Source organism: Streptomyces sp. NPDC093111, assembly GCF_040683955.1.
Classification (GTDB): domain Bacteria; phylum Actinomycetota; class Actinomycetes; order Streptomycetales; family Streptomycetaceae; genus Streptomyces.
Genome location: NZ_JBFBNW010000002.1, coordinates 35,187 through 57,447 on the forward strand (window position 1 = coordinate 35,187; position 22,261 = coordinate 57,447).

A 22,261-nucleotide genomic window follows, 5' to 3' on the forward strand; every position below is an offset into this window, starting at 1 on the left:
CGGTCAGTCCCGGTACGCCTTGGCGGCCTCGGCCTCCAGTCTGGCCTGGGTCCCGGCGACGTCCTTCGGGTTCTTCAGGAAGTCCTGGAGCGCCTTCCACTCGCCCTTGCCGGGCGTCCCGCCGAACGACTGCGGCATCTGGTCCGACATGTCGAAGCGGAAGTCGTCGCCCGCCCCGATCAGCGCCGCCGCGATCTCCCGCTGCACGTCGTTCGGGTACGCGGCCTTGTCCAGGCCCTCGTTGGGGGAGAGGAAGCCGCCCTCGGCCGCCCAGATCCGGGCCGCGGCGGGCGAGGCGAGGAAGGTCAGCAGGGCCTGCGCCCCCTTGCCGTCCTTGAGCGCCACGGCCGCGTCGCCACCGGTCACCACCGGGGCCGTGCCGCCGTCGCCGACGGCCGGGAACGGGAACACCTTCGCGTCCGTGCCGATCTTGGCGCCGGTCTGCGCGATGTTGACTGCCGAGAAGTCGCCCTCGAAGACCATCGCGGCCTTCGCCCGGTCGCCGCCGGTGAAGGTCTGCGTCACCGAGACGGGGAACTCCGTCTGGAGCGCGCCGTTCGTGCCGCCCGCGAGCAGCGCCGGCTTGCCGAACAGCTCGGCGAGCGTCGTCAGGGCGCGGCCGACCGACGGGTCCGTCCACTTGATCGTGTGCTTCGCCAACCGGTCGTACTTCTCGGGACCGGCCTGGGAGAGATAGACGTTCTCGAACCAGTCGGTCAGCGTCCAGCCGTCCGCGCCGCCCACGGAGACCGGGGTGACGCCCGAGGCCGAGATCGTCTCGGCGGTCGCGAGGAACTCCTTCCACGTCTTCGGCTCGCTCGCGCCCGCGTTCTCGAAGACGGCGGTGTTGTACCAGACCAGGGACTTGTTGGCGGCCTTGAAGTACACGCCGTACGGGGTGCCGTCGACCGACCCGAGGTCCTGCCAGCCCTGGGAGTAGTTCTTCGCCAGCTGGGCCTTGACCTCCGGGCCGAGCGGCTTGAGCCACTTCTGCGTGACGGCCTGCCGGATCGCGCCGACCTGCGGCAGCAGGGCCACGTCGGGCGGCGAACCGCCGGCGATCTTCGTGCCGAGGAAGTTCACGATCGGGTCCTGCGCCGGCACGAAGACGACGGTCGCGCCCGTGCGCTTCTCGAACTCCTTCAGGACCTTGACGAAGTTCTCCTGCTCGGGGCCGGTCCAGACCGCGGCGACCTCGATCTTCTGGCCCGCCAAGGACGGTAAGGAGAGCCCGTCCGCGGCGTCGCTCGGCCGCGGCGCCGGGCCGGGGAGCGTGCTGTCGCCCCCGCCACAGGCGGTCGCCGTGAGCACGGCGACCGCCGCCACCGCGACGATCCGAAGACTTCTGCTGCCACGCATCCGAGCCCCGCCTCTCCCGCGCTTCCTGGTCCCGTGGGCTCAGGTCTACGCCCGGTGACCGGGGCCCGCAATACCGCCTTCCGTGACAAGCGGGGGATCGTGATGGGCTCGTGACGTGCCGTCAGGCGTGCGTGGGAGACGTCAGCGGCGGTACGGGCGTGGCCTCCACGGACCGGGCGGCCCGGTCCAGGGCGCTGGCGAGCAGGGCCAGATCCGTCGGGCCGTTGCCCAGCTCGCGGACCGGGCGGCGGGTCGGCGGATCGCCCATCCGCTCCCACTCCAGCGGGACCACCGTCGGCCGCAGGGTCGCCGTGCGCGGGATGCGCCCGGTGACCCGGCCCGTCTGGAAGGGCGTCACCCGGCCGTCCGGATGCCCGAGGCGACCCCGGCCCGGCTGCGGCTCGTCGGGGCCGGCCGCCGCGGGCGGCGGATCGAGCACGATCCGCAACCGCGCGCCGTGCGCCAGCTCCGTGTCCACCGTCCGGTCCGGCCGCGCCGACGCGGCGATCAGGTGCACCCCGAGCCGTGCCCCGTTGCGCGCCACGGCCTCCAGGGCCCGCACCACCGACCCGGCCGCCGGCCGCCCCGGCGCGCCGAGCGCGGGCGCGACCAGCGCGTCGAAGTCGTCCACGAGCACCACGAGCCGCGGCAACGAACCCGCGCCCTCGGCGGCGGGCTGCGGAGGACCCGCCACCACACCGCTGTCGACCCGCCCCGTGCGCCCACTGGGCAGATACGTGAGGTCGTCGGCCCCCGCCCGGTGCGCGCGCGCACCCGGCCGGTCCCCCGCCTCCCCCGCCCCGGACCGGGACAGCCGCCCGCTCGGCGAGTCGCCGAGGAGATCGGACCCGGGAGGCGGGGTGTGGGGGCCGCTGCCCGGGTACGGGGTGCGGCTGCTCGGGCGGTCGTTGAGGTTGCCCGTCCCGGGACGGGGCAGGCGGGCACTCGGGCTGTCCCCGAGATCCCCGCCACCGGCACGGAGGGTGCGGCTGCTGGGGCGGTCGCCGAGGTGGTCGGAGCCGGGGGGTGGGGTGTGGTGGGTGTTGCCGGGGTAGGAGGTGCGACTGCTCGGGCGGTCGCCGAAGTGGTCCGAGCCGGGGGGTGGGGTGTGGGGGCCGTTGCCGGGGTAGGGGGTGCGGCTGCTGGGGCGGTCGCCGAGGAGGTCCGAGCCGGGGGGTGGGGTGTGGGGGCCGTTGCCCGGGTACGGGGTGCGGCTGCTCGGGCGGTCGTTGAGGTGGCCCGAGCCGGGGCGGGGCGGACGGCTGCCGGCGTGGTCGCCGAGGTCGCCCGTCCCCGGGCGGGGCAGGCGGGCGCTCGGAGTGTCGCCGAGATCGCCGCCGCTGGTGCGGAGGGTGCGGCCGCTCGGGCGGTCGGACAGGTCCGCCGCGCCCGCGCGGGCGTCCGGGACGCGCGCGGTCGCTCGGGCCGTCGGGGCGACGGACTCGGCGGCGCTCGCGGCGCGCTGGCCGATCAGGCGGCCGGAGCGGCGGTCCGCGAAGTGGGTGTCGCCCAGCAGCTCCGCGCGGCGCTTCAGCTCGCCGCCCAGCGCCTGCGCGAACTCCCGCATCCGCACCGGGTCGGAGGCGACCAGGTGCTCCGTCACGTGCGGCAGCTCCGTACAGGCCGCGAGGCCCTCGCCGCGCTCGCCGCCCGCGCCGTCCACCAGGAGCAGCCCCAGCCGGTCCGGGCGCCCGCCCGCCGCCAGGGAGGCGGCGATGGCCCGCAGCAGCTCGGTCCTTCCGCTGCCCGCCGGGCCCTCGATCAGCAGGTGCGGGCCCTCCGCCGTGAGGTCCACGGCCACCGGCCCGCGCGGGCCCGCGCCCAGGACCGCCGTACCGTCCGAGGCCGAGGCCCAGCGGGCCATCAGCGACGCCGGGGTGGCCCGGGCCAGGCCCAGCTCGTCCAGGAGCCGCGCCGAGGGCGGCAGCGCGGCGGACCGCCCCTGGCCGGCACCCGCGGCCGTCTCGGTACGCAGCGGGGCCAGCGCCCGGCCGAACCGCTCGGCCCACGCCACCGAGACCGCGTCGACCACGCCGACCGTGCCGTGCCCCGCGACCCGGCCGCCGGCCGTCCGCAGCAGCCGCAGCGCCGTGGCCACGTCGCCGCTGAGCAGCGCCGCCGCCCCGCACTCGCGGAAGGCGAAGGAAGCGGCGCACGCCTCCTCGTAGGTCGCCGCCACCGGGGAGGCGGGCGAGGCGGAGGGTGCCTCGGCGAGGCAGATCAGATGGATGCCGGAGGCCGCGCCAGCCGCGGCGAGCCGCGCCGCCGTCTCGCGCAGCGCCGCGGAGCCGGGGTCGCCGTCCACGATGACGACCGTCGCCGGCCCCTCGTGGTGCGCGGCGGCCTCGGCGACCGTCGCCCGGTCCGCGCTGGGCCAGCCCGCGCCCAGCGGGCCGTCGTCCAGGCGCCGGGTGAGCTCTGTCAGGCGCGCCCGCGCCTGCTCCCGGTCGTACGCCAGGAGCAGCCGGCAGTCCTGGCCGTGCACCGGCCGCACGTGCGGGAGCCAGCCGAGCCAGCCCCAGGCCCGGCGCCGCTCCTCCAGGGGGCGGTTCCGGTCGGCGCTGATCAGCACGATCTCCAGGTCGCCGGGGGAGTGCAGGGCGGCCAGCTGGGCGACGACCGACCGGGCCAGACCGGCGAGCCGCGTGCCGGGACCGGCGAGGCCCAGCGAACCGGCCTCGCGCAGTCCGACCGTGACCGGCACCCCGGACAGCTCGGCGCGGTCCGTCGTGCCGAGCCGGACCACCAGCGCCTCGGGGTGGTCGAGGTCCCGCTCCCACAGGCGCCCGCCGGGGCCGAGCGCGGTGAGCAGGACGGCGGCGGGGTCGGGCCAGCTGTCGGGCGAGGGGACGGGACCCGCCGCGGCGGTGCCGGGCAGGCTGCCGGGTCTGGTCTCGGCGAAGGCGGCCACCGGAATCACGCCGTACTCGCCGGTCTCGCCGGTCCGCGCGTCGTCCTTGCCGCCCGCGAGCCGACGGGCCCAGGCCCCGAGCCCGCGCTTGCGGGTCTGCCGGGTGCGGCTGTGCGCCTCGATCCCGGGCTCGCCCTCGGAGCCGGCGGGCTCCTGCGCGCGTGCGTGGCCGTCGCCGGGGGCGTCGGGGCCGGGGTCGAGGGAGATGCCGCGGGCGCCGCCGTAGGTGGCGCCTTCGGAGACCGTGCCGGGGGCGTAGGGCGAGGCGTACGCCGTGGGGCGCGTCCCCTGTCCCGTATCGCCGGGGGTGCCCGGGCCGTCGGGGCCGGGGGCGCCGGGGCGGCGCACGCGCAGGTGGCCCTCGCCGTCCGGGGCGGTCGGGAGGGTGTCGTCGCCGGGCGGGGCGGCGGAGGGAGCCGCGGCGGAGGCCCGGGTGCCGGAACGGTCGGTGCTCCTGGAGCCGCCCGTACCGCTGCTCGTACCGCCGCCGGGGCCGCCTCCGCCGGTCAGGCGCAGCGCGGACTCGCCGACGCGCAGCACGGCGCCCGGGGGGAAGCGGACGGGCTGCGGGCCGACCGGGGCGCCGTCGAGGGTCGTCCCGTTCGTGGAGCCCCGGTCCGTGACCGTGACGCGGCCGTCGGGGCCGACCGTCACCGTGCAGTGGGCCCGCGACACGTCCGGGTCGTCGAGCGGCACGTCCGCGTCGACGGAACGGCCGATTCTGATCGCTCCGCCGTGCAGGAGGTGCACACCGCCGGCGTCCGGTCCCGCCACCACGTGCAGCCGGGCCGGGGCGCCCTCGGCTATCCCGTCGTCCGGTCCGGGGACCTGGAGGGAGAGCACCGCCCCGTCGACCAGCGGCGGCTCGCCCAGCACGCAGCGCCGGGTGTCCAGCCGTTCGACGCCCGCGTAGAGCACGGTCGTGCCGGAGGAGGAGGTGTCGGGGCCCGAGACGGCCGCGGCGAGGGAGGAGGCCACGGCGGCCAGCTCCGTCCCCGCGGGGGCGGTGACGAGCACGTCGCAAGCGCGCCCCGCGCCGTGGCCGGCGTGCGGCGCGAGAACGGTCAGCCGGATCTGCATCGCCGTCAGCGGTCCCTTCTGCGCGGCGCGCCCGGCGGGGGAACTGCCCACTGACTCCCCCCACCCGGCACGGACGCGTCGTCCGGTTCAGGTCGGCACGGCGCGAGGGCTCCCGACCCTCGACACGACGTGCTGTACGCATCCTCGCACCTGCCGCTGACAACCCGCCCACGGGTCGACCAGAAGTGATCTTGTCCGATCGCACGGCGACGCGAAAACGCCTGGTTGCGTATGTCTCGCGTCGCTTCCGGCAACCTCCGCCGCGTACCGGGCGTCTCCATTCCGGACAGGCCAGGCCCCGTTCCCCCGCGGGCCGGACCGGGCCGCGTCCCCCGGCCGGCCCCGCCCGGCCCACCGGAATACGCCCTCCCGTGCACGGTCGATGACCCGTACGGCGGCACTAAAGTGGGTCGGACACCCGGACGGGTCACAGAACACACAGGAAACCCGGGAAGCCTCTTCGGACCCACCCGAGGTGTCCCAGGACCACGATCAGCAGGGAGCGCGTGACGTGCGGCCTATCGGCAGCAAGTACCTGCTCGAGGAGCCGCCGCTCGGCCGCGGCGCCACGGGCACCGTCTGGCGAGCCCGCCAGACGGAGGCGGCCGGCGCCGACGCCGCCGTGCAGGGCCGGCCCGGCGAGGCCGTGGCGATCAAGGTCCTCAAGGAGGAGCTCGCCAACGACCCGGACATCGTGATGCGCTTCCTGCGCGAGCGGTCCGTGCTGCTCCGGCTGACCCACCCCAACATCGTGCGCACCCGCGACCTCGTCGTGGAGGGCGACCTCCTCGCCCTCGTCATGGACCTCGTCGACGGCCCCGACCTGCACCGCTACATCCGCGAGAACGGCCCGCTCACCCCGGTCGCCGCCGCGCTGCTGACCGCGCAGATCGCCGACGCGCTCGCCGCGAGCCACATCGCCGGCGTCGTCCACCGCGACCTCAAGCCCGCGAACGTGCTGCTCGACGAGCGCGACGGCGCCATGTTCCCGATGCTCACCGACTTCGGCATCGCGCGGCTCGCCGACTCCCCGGGCCTGACCCGCACCCACGAGTTCGTCGGCACCCCCGCGTACGTCGCCCCGGAGTCCGCCGAGGGCCGCCCGCAGACCTCCGCCGTCGACATCTACGGCGCTGGCATCCTGCTGTACGAGCTGGTCACCGGCCGCCCGCCGTTCGCCGGCGGCACGGCCCTGGAGGTCCTGCACCGGCACCTGAGCGAGGAGCCGCGCCGCCCCTCGACCGTGCCCGGTCCGCTGTGGACGGTGATCGAGCGCTGCCTGAGCAAGGACCCGGACCGGCGCCCCAGCGCCGAGAACCTGGCCCGCGGCCTGCGCACGGTCGCCGCCGGCATCGGCGTGCACGCCACCCCCGCCCAGATCGAGGCCGCGGACGGCGTGGGCGCCCTGCTCGCCCCCGACCCGGCCCCGGCGCCCGTCCCGCAGACCCCCGGCGTGGACCCGGCCGGCGCCACCCAGGTGCTGCCGAGCGGCGCCGGTCAGTACGACCCGGCGGCGCCGACCAGCGTGATGCCGGCCGGCGGCCCGGCCGGCGCGGCCGACCCGACGGCGGTGCTCCCGGCGACCGGCGCGGCCGACCCGACCGCCGTGCTGCCCCCCGTACCCTCGCAGCCGCCGCAGGCGCCGCAGAACGACGGGCCGCACCCCTGGGAGAGCCAGCTGCGCGCGGTCCGCGACCGCAACGAGCAGACGCAGATGCAGTACCTGGACCCCAGCGAGGACCCGCTGCGCCGCCGCCCGCAGCGGCAGCCGCAGCAGTACCCGCCGCAGCCGCCGCAGGGGCAGCAGCAGGGCCGGCCGCCGCAGTACCAGCAGCGGCCCCCGCAGCATCAGCAGCCGCCGCAGTACCAGCAGCCGCAGCGGCCCCCGCAGCACCAGCAGCCGCAGCAGTACCAGCAGCAGCCCCAGCCGTACGCGCCCCAGCCGCCCCAGCGGCAGCAGTACGCGCCGCAGCCGCCCCAGCAGCAGTACGCGCCGCCGCAGCCGCCTCCGCAGTCCGGGCCGCCCGCCCAGGCGCCCCGCGAGCCGCGTCCGCCGCGCCAGCGCGGCGCCAACCCGATGCGGATCCCCGGCCTCGGCTGCCTGAAGGGCTGCCTCTTCACGATCGTGCTGTTCGTGGTCGCGGGCTGGCTCGTCTGGGAGCTCACCCCGCTCCAGGACTGGGTCGCCCAGGGCAAGGGCTACTGGCAGGCGATCGGCGACGGGATCAGCTCGATCTCCGACTGGGTCTCGTCGATCGGCGATTCCACCGGCGGCAGCGGTACTACCGGCGGTACGGGCCAGTAGCGCGGGGCCGTACCGCAGGGGCGGCCGACCCCGCGCGGGTGCCCATGGTGTCTCTTTGTCGACTTCCGAGGGGTGATTTCCCCTCGGAAGTGCCGGTGGGCGCCCTCGGCCGCGTAACTTTGACGCGAACCGCAGCCGCTGAGGGAGCAGTCTTGGCACGGAATATCGGCAGCCGCTACACGGCCCACCAGATCCTCGGGCGGGGCAGCGCGGGCACGGTGTGGCTCGGCGAGGGACCCGAGGGGCCCGTCGCCATCAAGCTGCTGCGCGAGGACCTCGCCTCCGACCAGGAACTCGTCGGCCGCTTCGTCCAGGAGCGCACCGCCCTGCTCGGACTCGACCACCCGCACGTCGTCTCCGTCCGCGACCTCGTCGTCGACGGCAACGACCTGGCCCTGGTCATGGAGCTCATCCGCGGCACCGACCTGCGCACCCGCCTCGACCGGGAACGCCGGCTCGCCCCCGAGGCCGCCGTCGCGATCATCGCCGACGTCGCCGACGGCCTGGCCGCCGCCCACAAGGCCGGCGTCGTCCACCGGGACGTCAAACCCGAGAACATCCTGCTCGACATGGAGGGCCCGCTCGGCCCCGGCGGCGCCCACCCCGCCCTCCTCACCGACTTCGGCGTCGCCAAGCTGATCGACACCCCCGGCCGCACCAAGGCCACCCGGATCATCGGCACCCCCGACTACCTCGCGCCCGAGATCGTCGAGGGCCTGCCGCCGCGCGCCGCCGTCGACATCTACGCCCTCGCGACCGTCCTGTACGAGCTGCTCGCCGGCTTCACGCCCTTCGGCGGCGGCCACCCCGGCGCCGTACTGCGCCGCCATGTCACCGAGACCGTCGTCCCGCTGCCCGGCATCCCCGAGGAGCTGTGGCAGCTGATCGTCCAGTGCCTCGCCAAGGCGCCCGCCTCCCGGCTGCGCGCCTCGGAGCTGGGCACCCGGCTGCGGGACGTGCTGCCGCTGCTCAAGGGCATCCCGCCGCTGGACGTGGACGAGCCCGACGCGGACCCGGCGGCGGAACCCGCGTACGAGGAAGACCCGTTCCCGACCGGCACCGGCGAGCCCGCGCCGCGCCGGGCGGCCGTCCCCCTCGTCCCCGGCGCCTCGACCGACTCCAACCGGGACACCCACACCTCCATGCGGGTCCCCGCCCCCGACGAGCTCTCCGGCGGCCCGCTGGGCACCGCCCGCGCCCCCCGCTCGGCGAGCGCCAGACGGCCCGGCTCGGCCCGGCACAAGGCCGAGACGGTCCGCAAACGCCGGATCACGCTCACCGTCGCCGCGGTCGTCCTGGCGGGCGCGCTGGGGGCCGGCGGCTACCTGGCGGTGTCCGGGGACGCCGAGGCCCCGCCGCAGGACTCGAAGCAGTCCTCGCAGCCGTAGGCGGGCGCGGGTCCGGCTCCGGGCCGGGAGCCGTTACGCTGGACGCGTGGCAGTCGTCGATGTATCCGAAGAGCTGAAGTCCCTCTCCTCGACCATGGGGTCGATCGAGGCCGTTCTGGACCTCGATAAGTTGAGGGCAGACATCGCCGTGCTCGAAGAGCAGGCCGCGGCCCCGTCCCTCTGGGACGACCCGGAGGCGGCGCAGAAGATCACCAGCAAGCTGTCGCACCTCCAGGCCGAGGTGCGCAAGGCCGAGACGCTGCGTGGCCGCATCGACGACCTCGGGGTGCTCTTCGAGCTCGCCGAGGAGATGGACGACCCGGACACCCGGGCCGAGGCCGAGACCGAGCTGACGGCGGTCCGCAAGGCGCTCGACGAGATGGAGGTCCGCACCCTCCTCTCCGGCGAGTACGACGAGCGCGAGGCGCTGGTCAACATCCGCGCCGAGGCCGGCGGCGTCGACGCCTCCGACTTCGCCGAGCGCCTCCAGCGCATGTACCTGCGCTGGGCCGAGCGGCACGGCTACTCGACGGAGATCTACGAGACCTCGTACGCGGAAGAGGCCGGCATCAAGTCGACCACCTTCGTGGTCAAGGCCCCCTACGCCTACGGCACCCTCTCCGTCGAGCAGGGCACCCACCGGCTGGTCCGCATCTCGCCCTTCGACAACCAGGGCCGTCGCCAGACCTCCTTCGCCGGTGTCGAGATCCTCCCGGTCGTCGAGTCCTCCGACCACGTCGAGATCGACGACTCCGACCTCCGCGTCGACGTCTACCGCGCCTCCGGCCCCGGCGGCCAGGGCGTCAACACGACCGACTCGGCCGTGCGCATCACGCACATCCCGACCGGCATCGTGGTCTCCTGCCAGAACGAGCGCTCCCAGATCCAGAACAAGGCGAGCGCCATGAACGTCCTCCAGGCCAAGCTGCTGGAGCGCCAGCGCCAGGAGGAGCGCGCCCGGATGGACGCCCTCAAGGACAGCGGCAGCTCCTGGGGCAACCAGATGCGCTCCTACGTCCTCCACCCGTACCAGATGGTCAAGGACCTCCGCACGGAGTTCGAGGTCGGCAACCCGCAGTCCGTCCTGGACGGCGAGATCGACGGCTTCCTGGAGGCGGGCATCCGCTGGCGCAAGCAGCAGGAGCAGGCGAGCTAGTCGCCCCTCGTCCTCAGGTGTCGGGCCCACTCCCCACGGGAGTGGGCCCGACCCTTTTGCGTACTCCGCGCACATGGGCCGGATTCGCGGGAGCAAGCGGGCGTAACGCGCGTCTGACGCTTTGTCGACATGGGAACTGGCCCTGCGGGAGCGGAAGTTCCGCGTTTACGTCACAGTTGCATCGCCGCATGCAGGGCAACTGGTGATCTTTCGGGCATCGCACGCGCAACGACCTTGACTGGTCATCGGAAACTCGGAAGGGTGGCACGCGGCATGCGTGTTACTGGGGCGCGTGTGAACGGGGGCAGGTCCAGCGAGTCGCTTCGACCGTGCCCAGCGTCCGAGCCCCGAGCGCAGCTCTACAGACGATTGAGCTACTGGGGGTAGCAGCCAGATGACGAAGAAGACGCGGGTTCGGGTCGCGCGGATAGCGGCCGGTGCGGTCATCGCCGCCGGCGCCTCGCTCACCGCCGCCGGTGCCGCCCAGGCCGTGGGCGTGAGCATCGGCTTCAGCACCGAGGTCACCAGCGAGGACCCGGGTTGCGAGATCGACCCGACGCTCTGCCCGGAGCCGACGAAGACGACGGACCCGGAGCCGACCAAGACGACGGACCCCGAGCCGACGAAGACCACGGACCCGGAGCCGACCAAGACGACGGACCCCGAGCCGACGAAGACCACGGACCCGGAGCCCACCAAGACGACGGACCCCGAGCCGACCAAGACGTCGAACCCGGAGCCCACCAAGACGTCGAACCCCGAGCCGACCAAGACCTCGGAGCCGGGCCCGACGGACTCCCCGAAGCCGACCGGTCAGCCGTCGACGCCGGGTGACGGCGACAACGACAACGGCGCCGGCACCTGCACCGTCGACCTCGACGGTGCCGAGTGCGTGGACAACGGCACGGACACCAACAACGCCGGCTCGCAGCCCGTCGAGCAGGGCAAGGCCAAGGAGGAGCTGGCCGAGACCGGCGCCGCCGAGACCTCGTTCCTGATCATCGGTGCGGCGACCATGATCGCCGGCGGCATCGGCTTCCGTATGCTGCCGCGCCTCGTGGGTGGCGGTCGCGCCGCCGTCTGAGCGGGCGCGTACGGCCGGTAGGGCGTGACGAGAGGGCCGGGGGTTCCGTGAACCCCCGGCCCTTCCTCTTGCGCGCTCTTCGGCTCGCCCGCGGGCTGCTACGCCCCCCGCAGCGCCGCCAGCAAGGCCATCGTCGCCACCAGGGCGAGGATCAGGGTCAGGAGCATGGCCGGGGTCAGACCCGTCGGCTGGGGCAGGCGCTCTCGGTTGGCGCGGCAGACGGGGCAGCGGCCCTCCGCGACGGGGGCCGCGCAGTTGGCGCACACCAGTCGGTCGTAGGTCATGCGCTCTCCTCCTCCCGCGCGGGGATCCTTGCGATCCGCACGAGCCTGGTGATCTTGACGATCCTTCGACCCCTTACCAAGGAGAACGGGCCGGGCCTTCCGGGCGTTCCCTTACCACTGTGCCAGCTCCGGCGGTTTTCGGCGCGCCCCGTGTGAGGGAGTACCGACGGGCGAAAAGGATAAAGCACACAAGTCCGGACCGCGACTGCGCGGGCCATCCCCGTTCGCGTATGGTCACGCACACCTACTCCCGGCCGACCGTGGTGCATCCGTGATTCGATTCGACAACGTCTCCAAGTCCTATCCGAAGCAGAACCGCCCCGCGCTCCGGGATGTGTCCCTGGAGATCGAGAAGGGGGAGTTCGTCTTCCTCGTCGGTTCCTCCGGCTCCGGAAAGTCGACCTTTCTGCGGCTGATCCTGCGCGAGGAGCGCACCAGCCAAGGTCAGGTGCACGTCCTGGGCAAGGACCTCGCCCGGCTGTCCAACTGGAAGGTGCCGCACATGCGGCGCCAGCTGGGGACGGTCTTCCAGGATTTCCGGCTGCTGCCGAACAAGACCGTCGCCGAGAACGTGGCCTTCGCCCAGGAGGTCATCGGCAAGCCGCGCGGCGAGATCCGCAAGGCCGTCCCCCAGGTGCTCGACCTGGTCGGCCTGGGCGGCAAGGAGGACCGCATGCCGGGCGAGCTGTCCGGTGGTGAGCAGCAGCGCGTCGCCATCGCGCGGGCCTTCGTCAACCGGCCGATGCTGCTGATCGCCGACGAGCCCACCGGCAACCTCGACCCGCAGACCTCCGTCGGCATCATGAAGCTGCTCGACCGGATCAACAGGACAGGGACCACCGTCGTCATGGCGACCCACGACCAGAACATCGTCGACCAGATGCGCAAGCGCGTCATCGAGCTCGAGAAGGGCCGGCTCGTCCGCGACCAGGCGCGCGGCGTCTACGGATATCAGCACTGAGCCGGTAGGGGATACAGACACATGCGCGCTCAGTTCGTGCTCTCGGAGATCATGGTCGGTCTCCGGCGCAATCTGACGATGACCTTCGCGGTCGTCGTCTCGGTGGCCCTCTCGCTCGCCCTGTTCGGCGGTGCGCTGCTCATGCGCGAGCAGGTCAGCACGATGAAGGACTACTGGTACGACAAGGTCAACGTCTCCATCTTCCTCTGCAACAAGAGTGACGGCGCCACCTCGCCCAAGTGCGCGAAGGGTGCGGTCACCGCGCAGCAGAAGGAGCAGATCGAGGCCGATCTGAAGAAGATGGACATCGTCGAGTCGGTCCACCGCGAGTCCGCCGACGAGGCCTACAAGCACTACAAGGAGCAGTACGGCGACACGGCCATCGCCTCGGTCGTCACCCCGGACCAGATGCAGGAGTCCTTCCGGGTCAAGCTGAAGGACCCGGAGAAGTACAAGGTCGTCGCGACCGCCTTCGCCGGGCGGGACGGCGTCGAGTCCGTCCAGGACCAGCGGGGCATCCTGCAGAACCTGTTCGACCTGATGAACGGCATGAACGTCGTCGCGCTGTACGTGATGGCGCTGATGCTGGTCATCGCGCTGATCCTGATCGTCAACACGGTGCGCGTCTCCGCCTTCAGCCGACGGCGTGAGACCGGCATCATGCGGCTGGTCGGCGCGACCAACTTCTACATCCAGATGCCGTTCATCATGGAGGCCGCCTTCGCCGGTCTCCTCGGCGGCGCCGTCGCCTCGGTGATGCTGCTGGTCGGGCGGTACTTCCTGATCGACCACGGCCTCGCGCTCGCCGACAAGATGGCCCTGGTCAACTTCATCGGATGGGACGCGGTGCTCTCCAAGCTGCCGCTGGTGATCGCGGTGGGCCTGCTGATGCCCGCCCTTGCCGCCTTCATCGCGCTGCGCAAGTACCTGAAGGTGTGACAGTCCACTCGGGGTGAGCGAATGGCGTCGTCCGGTCAACAGCCGTACGGCGCCATTCGCTTGTCCTAGAGTGGGCCGCATGCGTGCCGGTGCCGGCCCCGAGTTCTGTCGACGGCCCCGCGGAGTCCTCCGTGGGGCCGCTCTGACGTTGGTCTTCGCCGGGGTGCTCGGCACGGCGGCGGCCACCGGCTCGCTGCCGCGCCGGGAGCAGGCCCGCGAGCTCCTGCCGGCCCCCGCGGCGAGCCGCGCGACCGTCGACCGGGCGGCGCTGGCCCGCGCCGCCGCCGAGGCCGTCGCCGACGGCAAGTCCGGCAAGAAGGCCGCCGAGGAGTTCGTCAGCCGCAGCGGCGACCGCTGGGGCGCGGTGTACGACAAGCACGAGTACGCCGAGTTCGAGCAGGCCCTCGACGGCGCCTACACGGGCGTCGGCCTGTCCGCCCGCAGGACGGCCGGGGACCGGGTCGAGATCAGCCGGGTCCAGGGCGGCGGCCCGGCGGAACGGGCCGGGCTGCGCCCCGGCGACCTGCTCACCGCCGTCGACGGGCGCCCGGTCGCCGGCCTGTCCGTCTCCGAGGTCGTGTCGCTGCTGCGCGGCGAGGGCGTCTCCGGCTCCGCCGTCACCCTCGGCGTGGAGCGCGGTCGCGCCTCCTGGACGCAGGACCTGCGCCGGGCCCGGCTCACCACCCAGCCCGTCACCGTCCGCCGGCTCGACGACGGCACCGTGCTGATCAGGGTGGCCGCCTTCACCAAGGGCACGGGGGAGCGGGTCCGGGCGGCCGTGCGCTCGGCACCGTCCGGGGCCGGGGTCCTGCTCGACCTGCGCGGCAACGCCGGCGGCCTGCTCGCGGAGGCCGCGGTCGCCGCCTCCGCCTTCCTCGACGGCGGTCTTGTGGCCACGTACGACGTGGACGGCGAGCAGCGCGCGGTGTACGCGGAGGGCGGCGGCGACACCGTACGGCCGCTGGTGGCGCTGATCGACGGCGGCACCATGAGCGCGGCCGAGCTGCTGACCGGCGCCCTGCAGGACCGTGGCCGGGCCGTCACGGTCGGCTCCCGCACCTTCGGCAAGGGCTCGGTGCAGATGCCGAGCACGCTGCCCGACGGTTCCGTCGCCGAGCTCACCGTCGGCCACTACCGCACGCCCGCCGGGCACGCGGTGGACGGCCGGGGCATCACGCCGGACCTCACGGCGGGCGATCGGGCCGAGGAACGGGCCCGTACGGTATTGAGTGGCCTCGGAGGGGCCTCGTAGTGCGAAAATGAGCGCACTATGGCAAAGGGACTCGTCAACGTGCAGGGCAAGCCTGCGAACAAGAAGAGCCAGGACAAGGCGCCGGAGCGCAAGCTGATCGCGCAGAACAAGAAGGCGCGGCACGACTACCACATCATCGACACCTACGAGTGCGGTGTGGTGCTCATGGGCACCGAGGTGAAGTCGCTCCGGATGGGCCGGGCGTCGCTCGTCGACGGCTTCGTCCAGATCGAGGGCAACGAAGCCTGGCTGTACAACATCCACGTGCCCGAGTACATGCAGGGCAGCTGGACCAACCACTCGGCGAAGCGGAAGCGCAAGCTGCTGATGCACCGGGAGGAGATCGACAAGCTGGAGCAGAAGGCGTCCGAGACCGGTCACACGATCGTGCCCCTCGCCCTCTACTTCCTGGGCAGCCGGGTGAAGTGCGAGATCGCGCTCGCCAAGGGCAAGAAGGAGTACGACAAGCGGCAGACCCTGCGGGAGCAGCAGGACACCCGCGAGACCAACCGGGCCATCGCCGCGGCCAAGCGGCGTCAGCGGGCGAGCCAGGTGTAGCCGCCCGGGGTTAATACGCTGGCAACCGCGGCCCCCGGTCACGTACGATGGGGTCTGCACCTCACAGCGGGTGCGCAGTTTGAAAAATCAACATGGGGATGATCGGTTTCGACAGCGGATGTCGAAGCAGGGGAAGCGTGTCGAGGAAGCGGCAATGATCTCGTAAACCATATGTCGCAACCAATAATCGCCAACTCCAAGAGCGATAACTCCCGCTTCGCCCTCGCTGCCTAATTTTAGGTAACGAGTAGAAGCCTCTGTGAGGAGCGTCAGCCCGGGGGTGGTCCCGACCCGGATCCTGGCGTCATTTAGGGATCTAAACCTCTAGCCCCGGTCGCGGGGGCCTGAGGGAAATCAAACAGTGACTGAGCCCGTTCCGGACTTGTCTGGGTGATCCGGAGGGCTGAGAAACTCGTACCAGACTGCACACGGAGAAGCCCTCTTTCTGCACCGTTGGACGCGGGTTCGATTCCCGCCATCTCCACTCATCCCATGTGGGCGAAGGCCCGGTGGTCGTCATACGACCGCCGGGCCTTCGTCATGTCCGGACGCTCACAGCACCCGCGCGCTCCGGGTGAGAGCAAGGTTCCGCACCCGTCACCTCCCGCCACCGCCCTGAAACGCGGGCTTCCTAGCGTCGCCGTCATAGGGACACGACACCGTGGAGGTACGACATGGGCGGCCGGTGGATCGAACGGTGGGAGCCGGAGGACGAGGCGTTCTGGCGGGAGGGGGGCGAGCGGATCGCCCGCAGGAACCTGTGGTTCTCCGTGCTCGCCGAGCACATCGGCTTCTCGGTGTGGAGCCTGTGGTCCGTCATGGTCCTCTTCATGGGACCCGGGTACGGCGTCGACCCGGCCGGCAAGTTCTTCCTGATCGCGACCGCCACCCTGGTCGGCGCGTTCGTCCGCATCCCGTACACCTTCGCCGTCGCCCGCTTCGGCGGGCGCAACTGGACCGTCCTCAGCGCCCTGTTGCTCCTGCTGCCGACGGGCCTCGCCTACGCGGTGATGGAGCCGGGCACCTCGTACGGCACCTTCCTGCTCGTCGCCGCGCTCACCGGCGTCGGCGGCGGCAACTTCGCCTCCTCCATGACCAACATCAACGCCTTCTTCCCGCTGCGGAAGAAGGGCTGGGCACTCGGCCTCAACGCGGGCGGCGGCAACATCGGCGTCCCCGTCGTCCAGCTCGTCGGCCTCCTCGTCATCGGCACCGCCGGCGCCCTGCACCCGCGGCTCGTCCTCGGCGTCTACCTGCCGCTGATCGCCGTCGCGGCCGTGTGCGCCGCCCTGTTCATGGACAACCTCGCCCCCGTCAGGAACGACACCGGCGCCGTGCGGGAGGCCGTGACGGCCCGGCACACCTGGATCATGGCCTTCCTGTACGTGGGGACCTTCGGCTCCTTCATCGGCTACGGCTTCGCCTTCGGCCTGGTCCTGCAGACCCAGTTCGGGCGCACCCCGCTCCAGGCCGCCTCGCTCACCTTCATCGGCCCGCTGCTCGGCTCGCTCGTGCGGCCCGTCGGCGGCGCGCTCGCCGACCGGCACGGCGGCGCTCGCATCACCCTCGTGACCTTCGCCGCGATGGCCGCCGCCACCGGCGTCGTGATCTACGCGTCGGTCGTCGGATCGCTGAGCGTGTTCCTCGTCGGCTTCATCGCGCTCTTCGCCCTCAGCGGGCTCGGCAACGGCTCCACGTACAAGATGATCCCGGCGATCTTCCTCGCCCAGGCGCACCGCGAGGGCCTCGCGGGCGAGGCGGCCGAGGCGTACGGGAGGCGCGTCTCCGGGGCCGCCATGGGGCTCATCGGCGCGGTCGGCGCACTCGGCGGGCTCGGCATCAACCTGGCCTTCCGGCAGTCCTTCCTGACCGTCGGCAGCGGCACCGGGGCCTTCGTCGCCTTCCTCGCCTTCTACGCGGTGTGCATGGTGGTGACCTGGGCGGTATACCTTCGCCGGCCGTCCGGGACGGCCCCCGTGCCCGACACCGCGGCCGGCGCCGCCCAGGAGCCGACGGCCCGGCTCGGTTACGCCGAGGTGTGAGTCACCATGGCCCCGCACGGCCGTAACGACCAGGAAATGCGCGCGAACCGAGACCGACACGCGACCCCGGCAGTCTCGGGCGACATGGACGAGCAAGAGCGCGGCACGCAGGACCAGGGGCCCCTCGCCGGGTTCACCGTCGGAGTCACGGCGGCCCGGCGCGCGGACGAGCTGATCGCGCTGCTGCGCCGCCGCGGGGCGGCCGTCGTCCACGGGCCCGCGCTGCGGATCGTGCCGCTCGCCGACGACGCCGAACTCCTCGCCGCCACCACGGACCTCATCGACCACGCCCCGGACGTCGTCGTCGCCACCACGGCGATCGGCTTCCGCGGCTGGGTCGAGGCGGCCGACGGCTGGGGCTGCGGCGACCGGCTCCTCGACGTGCTCGGCGGGGTCGAACTCCTCGCCCGCGGCCCCAAGGTGAAGGGCGCGGTCCGCGCGGCCGGGCTCACCGAGTCCTGGTCGCCGTCCTCCGAGTCGATGGCGGAAGTCCTCGACCGGCTGCTCGCCGAGGGCGTCGCGGGGCGCCGGATCGCGCTCCAGCTGCACGGCGAGCCGCTGCCCGGGTTCGTGGAGGCGCTGGAGGAGGGCGGCGCGGAGGTCGTCGTCGTGCCCGTCTACCGGTGGATGCCACCCGAGGACACCGGACCGCTCGACCGGCTCCTGGACGCCGTCGTCGCCCGCGGCCTGGACGCGGTGACCTTCACGAGCGCCCCCGCCGCCGCCTCGCTGCTGCGCCGGGCGGAGCTACGGGGAGTCCTCGACGAGCTGGTCGCCGCGCTGCGCCACGGGGTGCTCGCGGTCTGCGTGGGGCCCGTGACCGCGCTCCCGCTCCAGGCGCTCGGCATCGACACGTACCAGCCCGAACGCTTCCGGCTCGGACCGCTGGTCGGCCTGCTCTGCCGGGAGCTGCCGGCCCGGGCCCGGGCGCTTCCGGTGGCCGGGCGCCGGATCGAGATCCGGGGGCACGCGGTCCTCGTCGACGACGCGCTGCGGCCGGTGCCGCCGGCCGGGATGGCCCTGCTCGGCCTGCTCGCCCGCCGCCCCGGCTGGGTGGTCGGCCGCGCGGAGCTGCTGCGGGCGCTGCCGGGCGCGGGGCGCGACGAGCACGCCGTCGAGACGGCGATGGCCCGGCTGCGGGCGGCCCTCGGCGCACCGAAGCTGATCCAGACGGTGGTCAAGCGCGGCTACCGGCTGGCGCTCGACCCGGTGGCGGAGACGAAGTACGAGGCGTAGGACGAGGCGTGGGGGGTCCCTCGTACGGAGGAACCCCCGGGGCCCCGTACGTGGGACCCCCGGAGGCCCCCGTCGCGCGACCCCCTACGGACCCGACCCCCTACGGACCCGACCCCTACAGATCCACCCCTACAGATCCACCCCTACGGATCCGCCCTGAGCATCGGTGTCCGCTCGTGGGCCTTCTGGCGGCCCGGGCGGAACAGCATGATGATCAGCCGCGAGCCCGGGGCCGTGAGCGGCTGGGCGGCGCAGATGGTGACGTGGCCGGTGCCCAGCAGGGCGTGGTGGAGGGGGCGCTCGTCGCCGTCCGGGTGGATGTGGGCCCCGCCCGCCTCCCACAGCGGGCCGAGGTCGGGGTCGGCGCGGACCTCGGCCTCGATCGCGCGCAGCGTCCCGTCCTCGGGGCGGACGGCGAGCGCGGCCCGCAGCTGGGGCAGGATCAGCGGCGCCCACACGGTCCGCCAGTCGACCAGGGTGGTGTCGCGGGCGGACCGGTCCAGGAGCATCCAGCGCATGGTGTTGGCGGGGGCCAGGCCGTCCGGGTACATCGCGGCGAAGTGCCGGTTGTGGGCCAGCAGGTTCCAGGACGCGTCGGTGATGTACGCCATGTGCCCGATGCCGTCCACGGCCTCCTGCCACACGCCGGGGACCTCCAGGCCGGAGGACGGGTGCAACGGGCCGGGCGGGTCGCCTATGCCCGCGTAGCGGCAGAGCGAGACCCACTCCTGCTCGTTGAGGCCGAAGAGCCGGGCGACCTGGCGCAGGTAGTCGGCCGGCGGATGGAGGTAGCGGCCGGTCTCCAGCCGGTTGTACGTGTCGACCGCGCGGCAGGTCAGCTCGTCGACCTGCTGCTGGGAGAGGCCGCGGGCACGCCGGCCGCGGCCGGTGGGCCGGGACAGCCCGTGGGCCTCGGGCGCGATCAGCGCGCGGCGTTCGCGGAGGAGGGCCCGGAGCCCGGTCCTGTTCACGCGCGCCCCCTGAATAAGTCAGTGCTTCATTTCCTAGGAAAAACAGTCCGTAGATAATAAACAGTTGAACATTGATGCTGTGGGGGCGTCCGCGCTGACCTGCGAGGACGCCTTCGGACGACCGGACGGTGCTTCCCCCGCGCCGCGCCGGTCCCGGCCGGCCCGGGCGGCTCCCCCGTACGCCCGGGCCGGCCCCCTTCGGGACCGTCGGCCACTCGGCCGGGAACCCGGGACGTCCGGCCTGACACATGGCCCCCTGGTGGCGTACGCTCGACGGCTGCCCAGTGCACGTCAGAAGGGGGCCCCTGTGGCCGCGCAGGAAGCCGTCGACACGGTCGGAGACCGTGAGATCGGTGTCGAACAGGAACATCTGGATCAGGTCTACCGCCGCCTCGAGGAGAAGATCCACGAAGCCGAGTTCCTGATGAACGACGCCGCACAGCGGGGTCAGGTCGGAACGCCCGGCGCGCTCGCCGAACGTGACGCACAGGTGTTCCGGGCCGGCATCCACCTCAACCGGCTCAACAACGAGTTCGAGGACTTCCTCTTCGGCCGGATCGATCTCCTCTTCGGCAAGGACGGGAAGAAGGGGCCCGACGGCGCCTACACCTCCGTCGAACCCGCGGAGGACGCCGTGCGGACCGAGGACGGCCGGCAGGTCGCCGAGATCGGCGAGACCCTCCACATCGGCCGGATCGGCGTCCTCGACGCCGACTACTCGCCGCTCGTCATCGACTGGCGGGCACCCGCAGCCGCCCCGTTCTACCGCTCGACCCCGGTGGACCCCGGCCGGGTGGTGCGCCGCCGGGTCATCCGCTCCAAGGGCCGCCAGGTCCTCGGCGTCGAGGACGACCTCATGCGCCCCGAGCTCACCGCCACCCTCGACGGGCACGAGCTGCCCGTCATCGGCGACGGCGCGCTCATGGCCGCCCTCGGGCAGGCCCGCAGCCACACCATGCGGGACATCGTCGCCTCCATCCAGGCCGAGCAGGACCTGGTCATCCGCGCCCCCGCCGCCTCCGTCACGTACGTCGAGGGCGGCCCCGGCACCGGCAAGACCGCCGTCGCCCTGCACCGCGCCGCCTACCTGCTCTACCAGGACCGGCGCCGCTACTCGGGCGGCATCCTCATCGTCTCGCCGACCCCGCTGCTCGTCTCGTACACCGAGGGCGTGCTGCCCTCGCTGGGCGAGGAGGGGCAGGTCGCCATCCGCGCCCTCGGCAGCCTGGTCGACGGCGTCGAGGCCGACGCCTACGACGAGCCCTCCGTCGCCCGGATCAAGGGCTCCTCCCGGATGCTCGCCGTGCTGCGCAAGGCCGCGCGCGGCGCCCTGGAGAACCCGCCGCCCAGGGCGCAGCTCGCCCTCGGCGACCCGGACGACGACGAGCACGACGGGAACGAGAACGACGGCGGCCCCGGCAGCGGCGCCGCGACCGGTACGCCCACCCTGCTGCGGGTCGTCGCCTTCGGCCGGCGCCTGGAGCTCGGCCCCGAGGACCTCAAGCGCATCCGCCACAACGTCCTCGGCGGCACCGCCCCCGTCAACCTGCTGCGCCCCCGCGCCCGCCGGCTGCTGCTCGACGCCCTGTACGCCAGGTCCGGCGCGGTCGGCCGGCACAGCGACCCCGAGCTCGCCGCCGAGCTGCGCTCCTCCTTCGACGAGGACGTGTCGACGGAGGACTCCTTCCTCGGCTTCCTCGACGCCTGGTGGCCCGAGCTCACCCCGCGCGGCGTCCTCGACGCCATGGGCGACGAGCGGCGGCTCGGCCGCTGGGCCCGCCGGGTGCTCAACCCGGGCGAGGTGCGCCGCCTCGCCCGCTCGCTGCGCCGCCCGGGGCTCTCGGTGCACGACGTGGCCCTGCTCGACGAGCTGTCCACGCTCCTCGGGGCACCGGCCCGGCCGCGCAGGAAGCGGGAGTACGACCCGCTGGACCAGCTCACCGGTCTGGAGGAGCTGATGCCCGTACGGGAGGAGACCCAGCGGGAGCGGGCCGAGCGCCTGGCGGCCGAGCGCACCGAGTACGCGCACGTCATCGTCGACGAGGCGCAGGACCTCACGCCCATGCAGTGGCGGATGGTCGGCCGCCGCGGCCGGCACGCCACCTGGACGGTCGTCGGCGACCCGGCCCAGTCCTCCTGGTCCGACCCGGACGAGGCCGCCGCGGCCCGCGACGAGGCCCTCGGCACCCGGCCGCGGCGCCGCTTCGAGCTCACCGTGAACTACCGCAACCCGGCGGAGATCGCCGAGCTCGCGGCGAAGGTGCTCGCGCTCGCCATGCCCGGCAAGGAGTCCCCCCGCGCGGTGCGCTCCACGGGCATCGAGCCCCGCTTCGTGGCGGTCGGGGGCGCGGAGAAGCCCGAGAAGGGCGCCTTGGCCGAAACCGTACGGTCGGAGGCCGAACGGCTCCTCGCACAGGTGGACGGAACGGTCGGCGTGGTCGTCGCGATGAACCGGCGCGCGGAGGCCGCGCGCTGGCTCGCCGGGCTGGGTGACCGGGTGGTGGCGCTCGGCTCCCTGGAGGCGAAGGGCCTGGAGTACGACGCCACGGTGGTGGTCTCGCCCGCGGAGATCGCGGACGAGTCGCCGGCCGGCCTGCGGGTGCTCTACGTGGCGCTCACCCGCTCCACGCAGGCGCTCACGGTGGTCTCGGGCGACCGTGACCTGCCGGACGGGGACGGGGTGCCGGACCTGCTGCGGGACTGAGGCCGGGCGGCACGCAGGGCCGCCCGGGGGC

15 protein-coding genes and 1 other RNA gene are annotated in these 22,261 nt (G+C 73.5%); 12 read left to right on the forward strand and 4 right to left on the reverse strand.

Features of this window, described 5'->3' with window-relative positions:
- Positions 1–3 precede the first annotated feature (3 nt).
- Both AB0Q96_RS02675 and AB0Q96_RS02680 read right to left on the reverse strand, forming a co-directional pair.
- Positions 4–1,359, reverse strand: a complete 1,356-nt coding sequence (locus AB0Q96_RS02675; protein WP_365321213.1) for an ABC transporter substrate-binding protein — start codon at positions 1,357–1,359, stop codon at positions 4–6.
- Positions 1,360–1,480: 121 nt separating this feature from the next.
- Positions 1,481–5,350, reverse strand: a complete 3,870-nt coding sequence (locus AB0Q96_RS02680; protein WP_365321654.1) for an FtsK/SpoIIIE domain-containing protein — start codon at positions 5,348–5,350, stop codon at positions 1,481–1,483.
- A 511-nt stretch (positions 5,351–5,861) separates the two neighbouring features.
- On the opposite strand from AB0Q96_RS02680, the gene AB0Q96_RS02685 reads away from it, so the two are divergent.
- The 4 genes from AB0Q96_RS02685 (at position 5,862) to AB0Q96_RS02700 (ending at position 11,283) form a co-directional block, all read left to right on the forward strand.
- Complete coding sequence (locus AB0Q96_RS02685) at positions 5,862–7,655, forward strand: protein kinase (RefSeq protein WP_365321214.1); 1,794 nt, start codon at positions 5,862–5,864, stop codon at positions 7,653–7,655.
- A gap of 152 nt (positions 7,656–7,807) precedes the next feature.
- A complete protein-coding gene (locus tag AB0Q96_RS02690) occupies positions 7,808–9,043 on the forward strand; it encodes a serine/threonine-protein kinase (protein WP_365321215.1) in 1,236 nt (411 codons plus the stop codon).
- Between the two features lie 46 nt (positions 9,044–9,089).
- Positions 9,090–10,199, forward strand: a complete 1,110-nt coding sequence (prfB, locus tag AB0Q96_RS02695) for a peptide chain release factor 2 (RefSeq protein ID WP_365321216.1) — start codon at positions 9,090–9,092, stop codon at positions 10,197–10,199.
- Positions 10,200–10,593: 394 nt separating this feature from the next.
- Positions 10,594–11,283 carry a hypothetical protein gene (locus AB0Q96_RS02700; RefSeq protein ID WP_365321217.1) on the forward strand — a complete coding sequence of 230 codons (690 nt, stop codon included), beginning with the start codon at positions 10,594–10,596 and terminating at the stop codon, positions 11,281–11,283.
- A 98-nt stretch (positions 11,284–11,381) separates the two neighbouring features.
- Here the strand turns inward: AB0Q96_RS02700 and AB0Q96_RS02705 are convergent, their stop codons facing one another.
- Positions 11,382–11,567, reverse strand: coding sequence for a hypothetical protein (locus tag AB0Q96_RS02705; RefSeq protein WP_365321218.1), 186 nt, complete (start codon positions 11,565–11,567; stop codon positions 11,382–11,384).
- Positions 11,568–11,838: 271 nt separating this feature from the next.
- On the opposite strand from AB0Q96_RS02705, the gene ftsE reads away from it, so the two are divergent.
- The 7 genes from ftsE to AB0Q96_RS02740 all read left to right on the forward strand — a co-directional run bounded on the left by ftsE (position 11,839) and on the right by AB0Q96_RS02740 (position 18,555).
- Positions 11,839–12,528: a cell division ATP-binding protein FtsE gene (gene ftsE, locus AB0Q96_RS02710; RefSeq protein ID WP_046910798.1), complete on the forward strand. Its 690-nt coding sequence runs from the start codon at positions 11,839–11,841 to the stop codon at positions 12,526–12,528.
- Between the two features lie 21 nt (positions 12,529–12,549).
- On the forward strand, positions 12,550–13,467 hold the full coding sequence (gene ftsX, locus AB0Q96_RS02715; protein WP_361179564.1) for a permease-like cell division protein FtsX: 918 nt from the start codon (positions 12,550–12,552) through the stop codon (positions 13,465–13,467).
- A 79-nt stretch (positions 13,468–13,546) separates the two neighbouring features.
- Positions 13,547–14,719 carry a S41 family peptidase gene (locus AB0Q96_RS02720; protein WP_365321219.1) on the forward strand — a complete coding sequence of 391 codons (1,173 nt, stop codon included), beginning with the start codon at positions 13,547–13,549 and terminating at the stop codon, positions 14,717–14,719.
- 18 nt (positions 14,720–14,737) lie between these two features.
- Entirely contained in the window at positions 14,738–15,277 is a 540-nt protein-coding gene (smpB, locus tag AB0Q96_RS02725) for an SsrA-binding protein SmpB (RefSeq protein ID WP_365321220.1), read from the forward strand.
- 94 nt (positions 15,278–15,371) lie between these two features.
- Positions 15,372–15,764, forward strand: a transfer-messenger RNA (tmRNA) gene (gene ssrA / locus AB0Q96_RS02730).
- Between the two features lie 187 nt (positions 15,765–15,951).
- Positions 15,952–17,319, forward strand: coding sequence for a nitrate/nitrite transporter (locus tag AB0Q96_RS02735; protein WP_365321221.1), 1,368 nt, complete (start codon positions 15,952–15,954; stop codon positions 17,317–17,319).
- An 84-nt stretch (positions 17,320–17,403) separates the two neighbouring features.
- Positions 17,404–18,555, forward strand: coding sequence for a uroporphyrinogen-III synthase (locus tag AB0Q96_RS02740; RefSeq protein WP_365321222.1), 1,152 nt, complete (start codon positions 17,404–17,406; stop codon positions 18,553–18,555).
- 143 nt (positions 18,556–18,698) lie between these two features.
- Here AB0Q96_RS02740 and AB0Q96_RS02745 read toward each other — a convergent pair whose 3' ends face one another.
- On the reverse strand, positions 18,699–19,526 hold the full coding sequence (locus AB0Q96_RS02745) for a helix-turn-helix domain-containing protein (protein ID WP_365321223.1): 828 nt from the start codon (positions 19,524–19,526) through the stop codon (positions 18,699–18,701).
- Positions 19,527–19,833: 307 nt separating this feature from the next.
- Between AB0Q96_RS02745 and AB0Q96_RS02750 the strand changes: the two genes are divergently transcribed.
- Positions 19,834–22,230 (forward strand): UvrD-helicase domain-containing protein, encoded by a 2,397-nt coding sequence (locus AB0Q96_RS02750; RefSeq protein WP_365321224.1) that lies wholly within the window; start codon positions 19,834–19,836, stop codon positions 22,228–22,230.
- Positions 22,231–22,261: the final 31 nt, after the last annotated feature.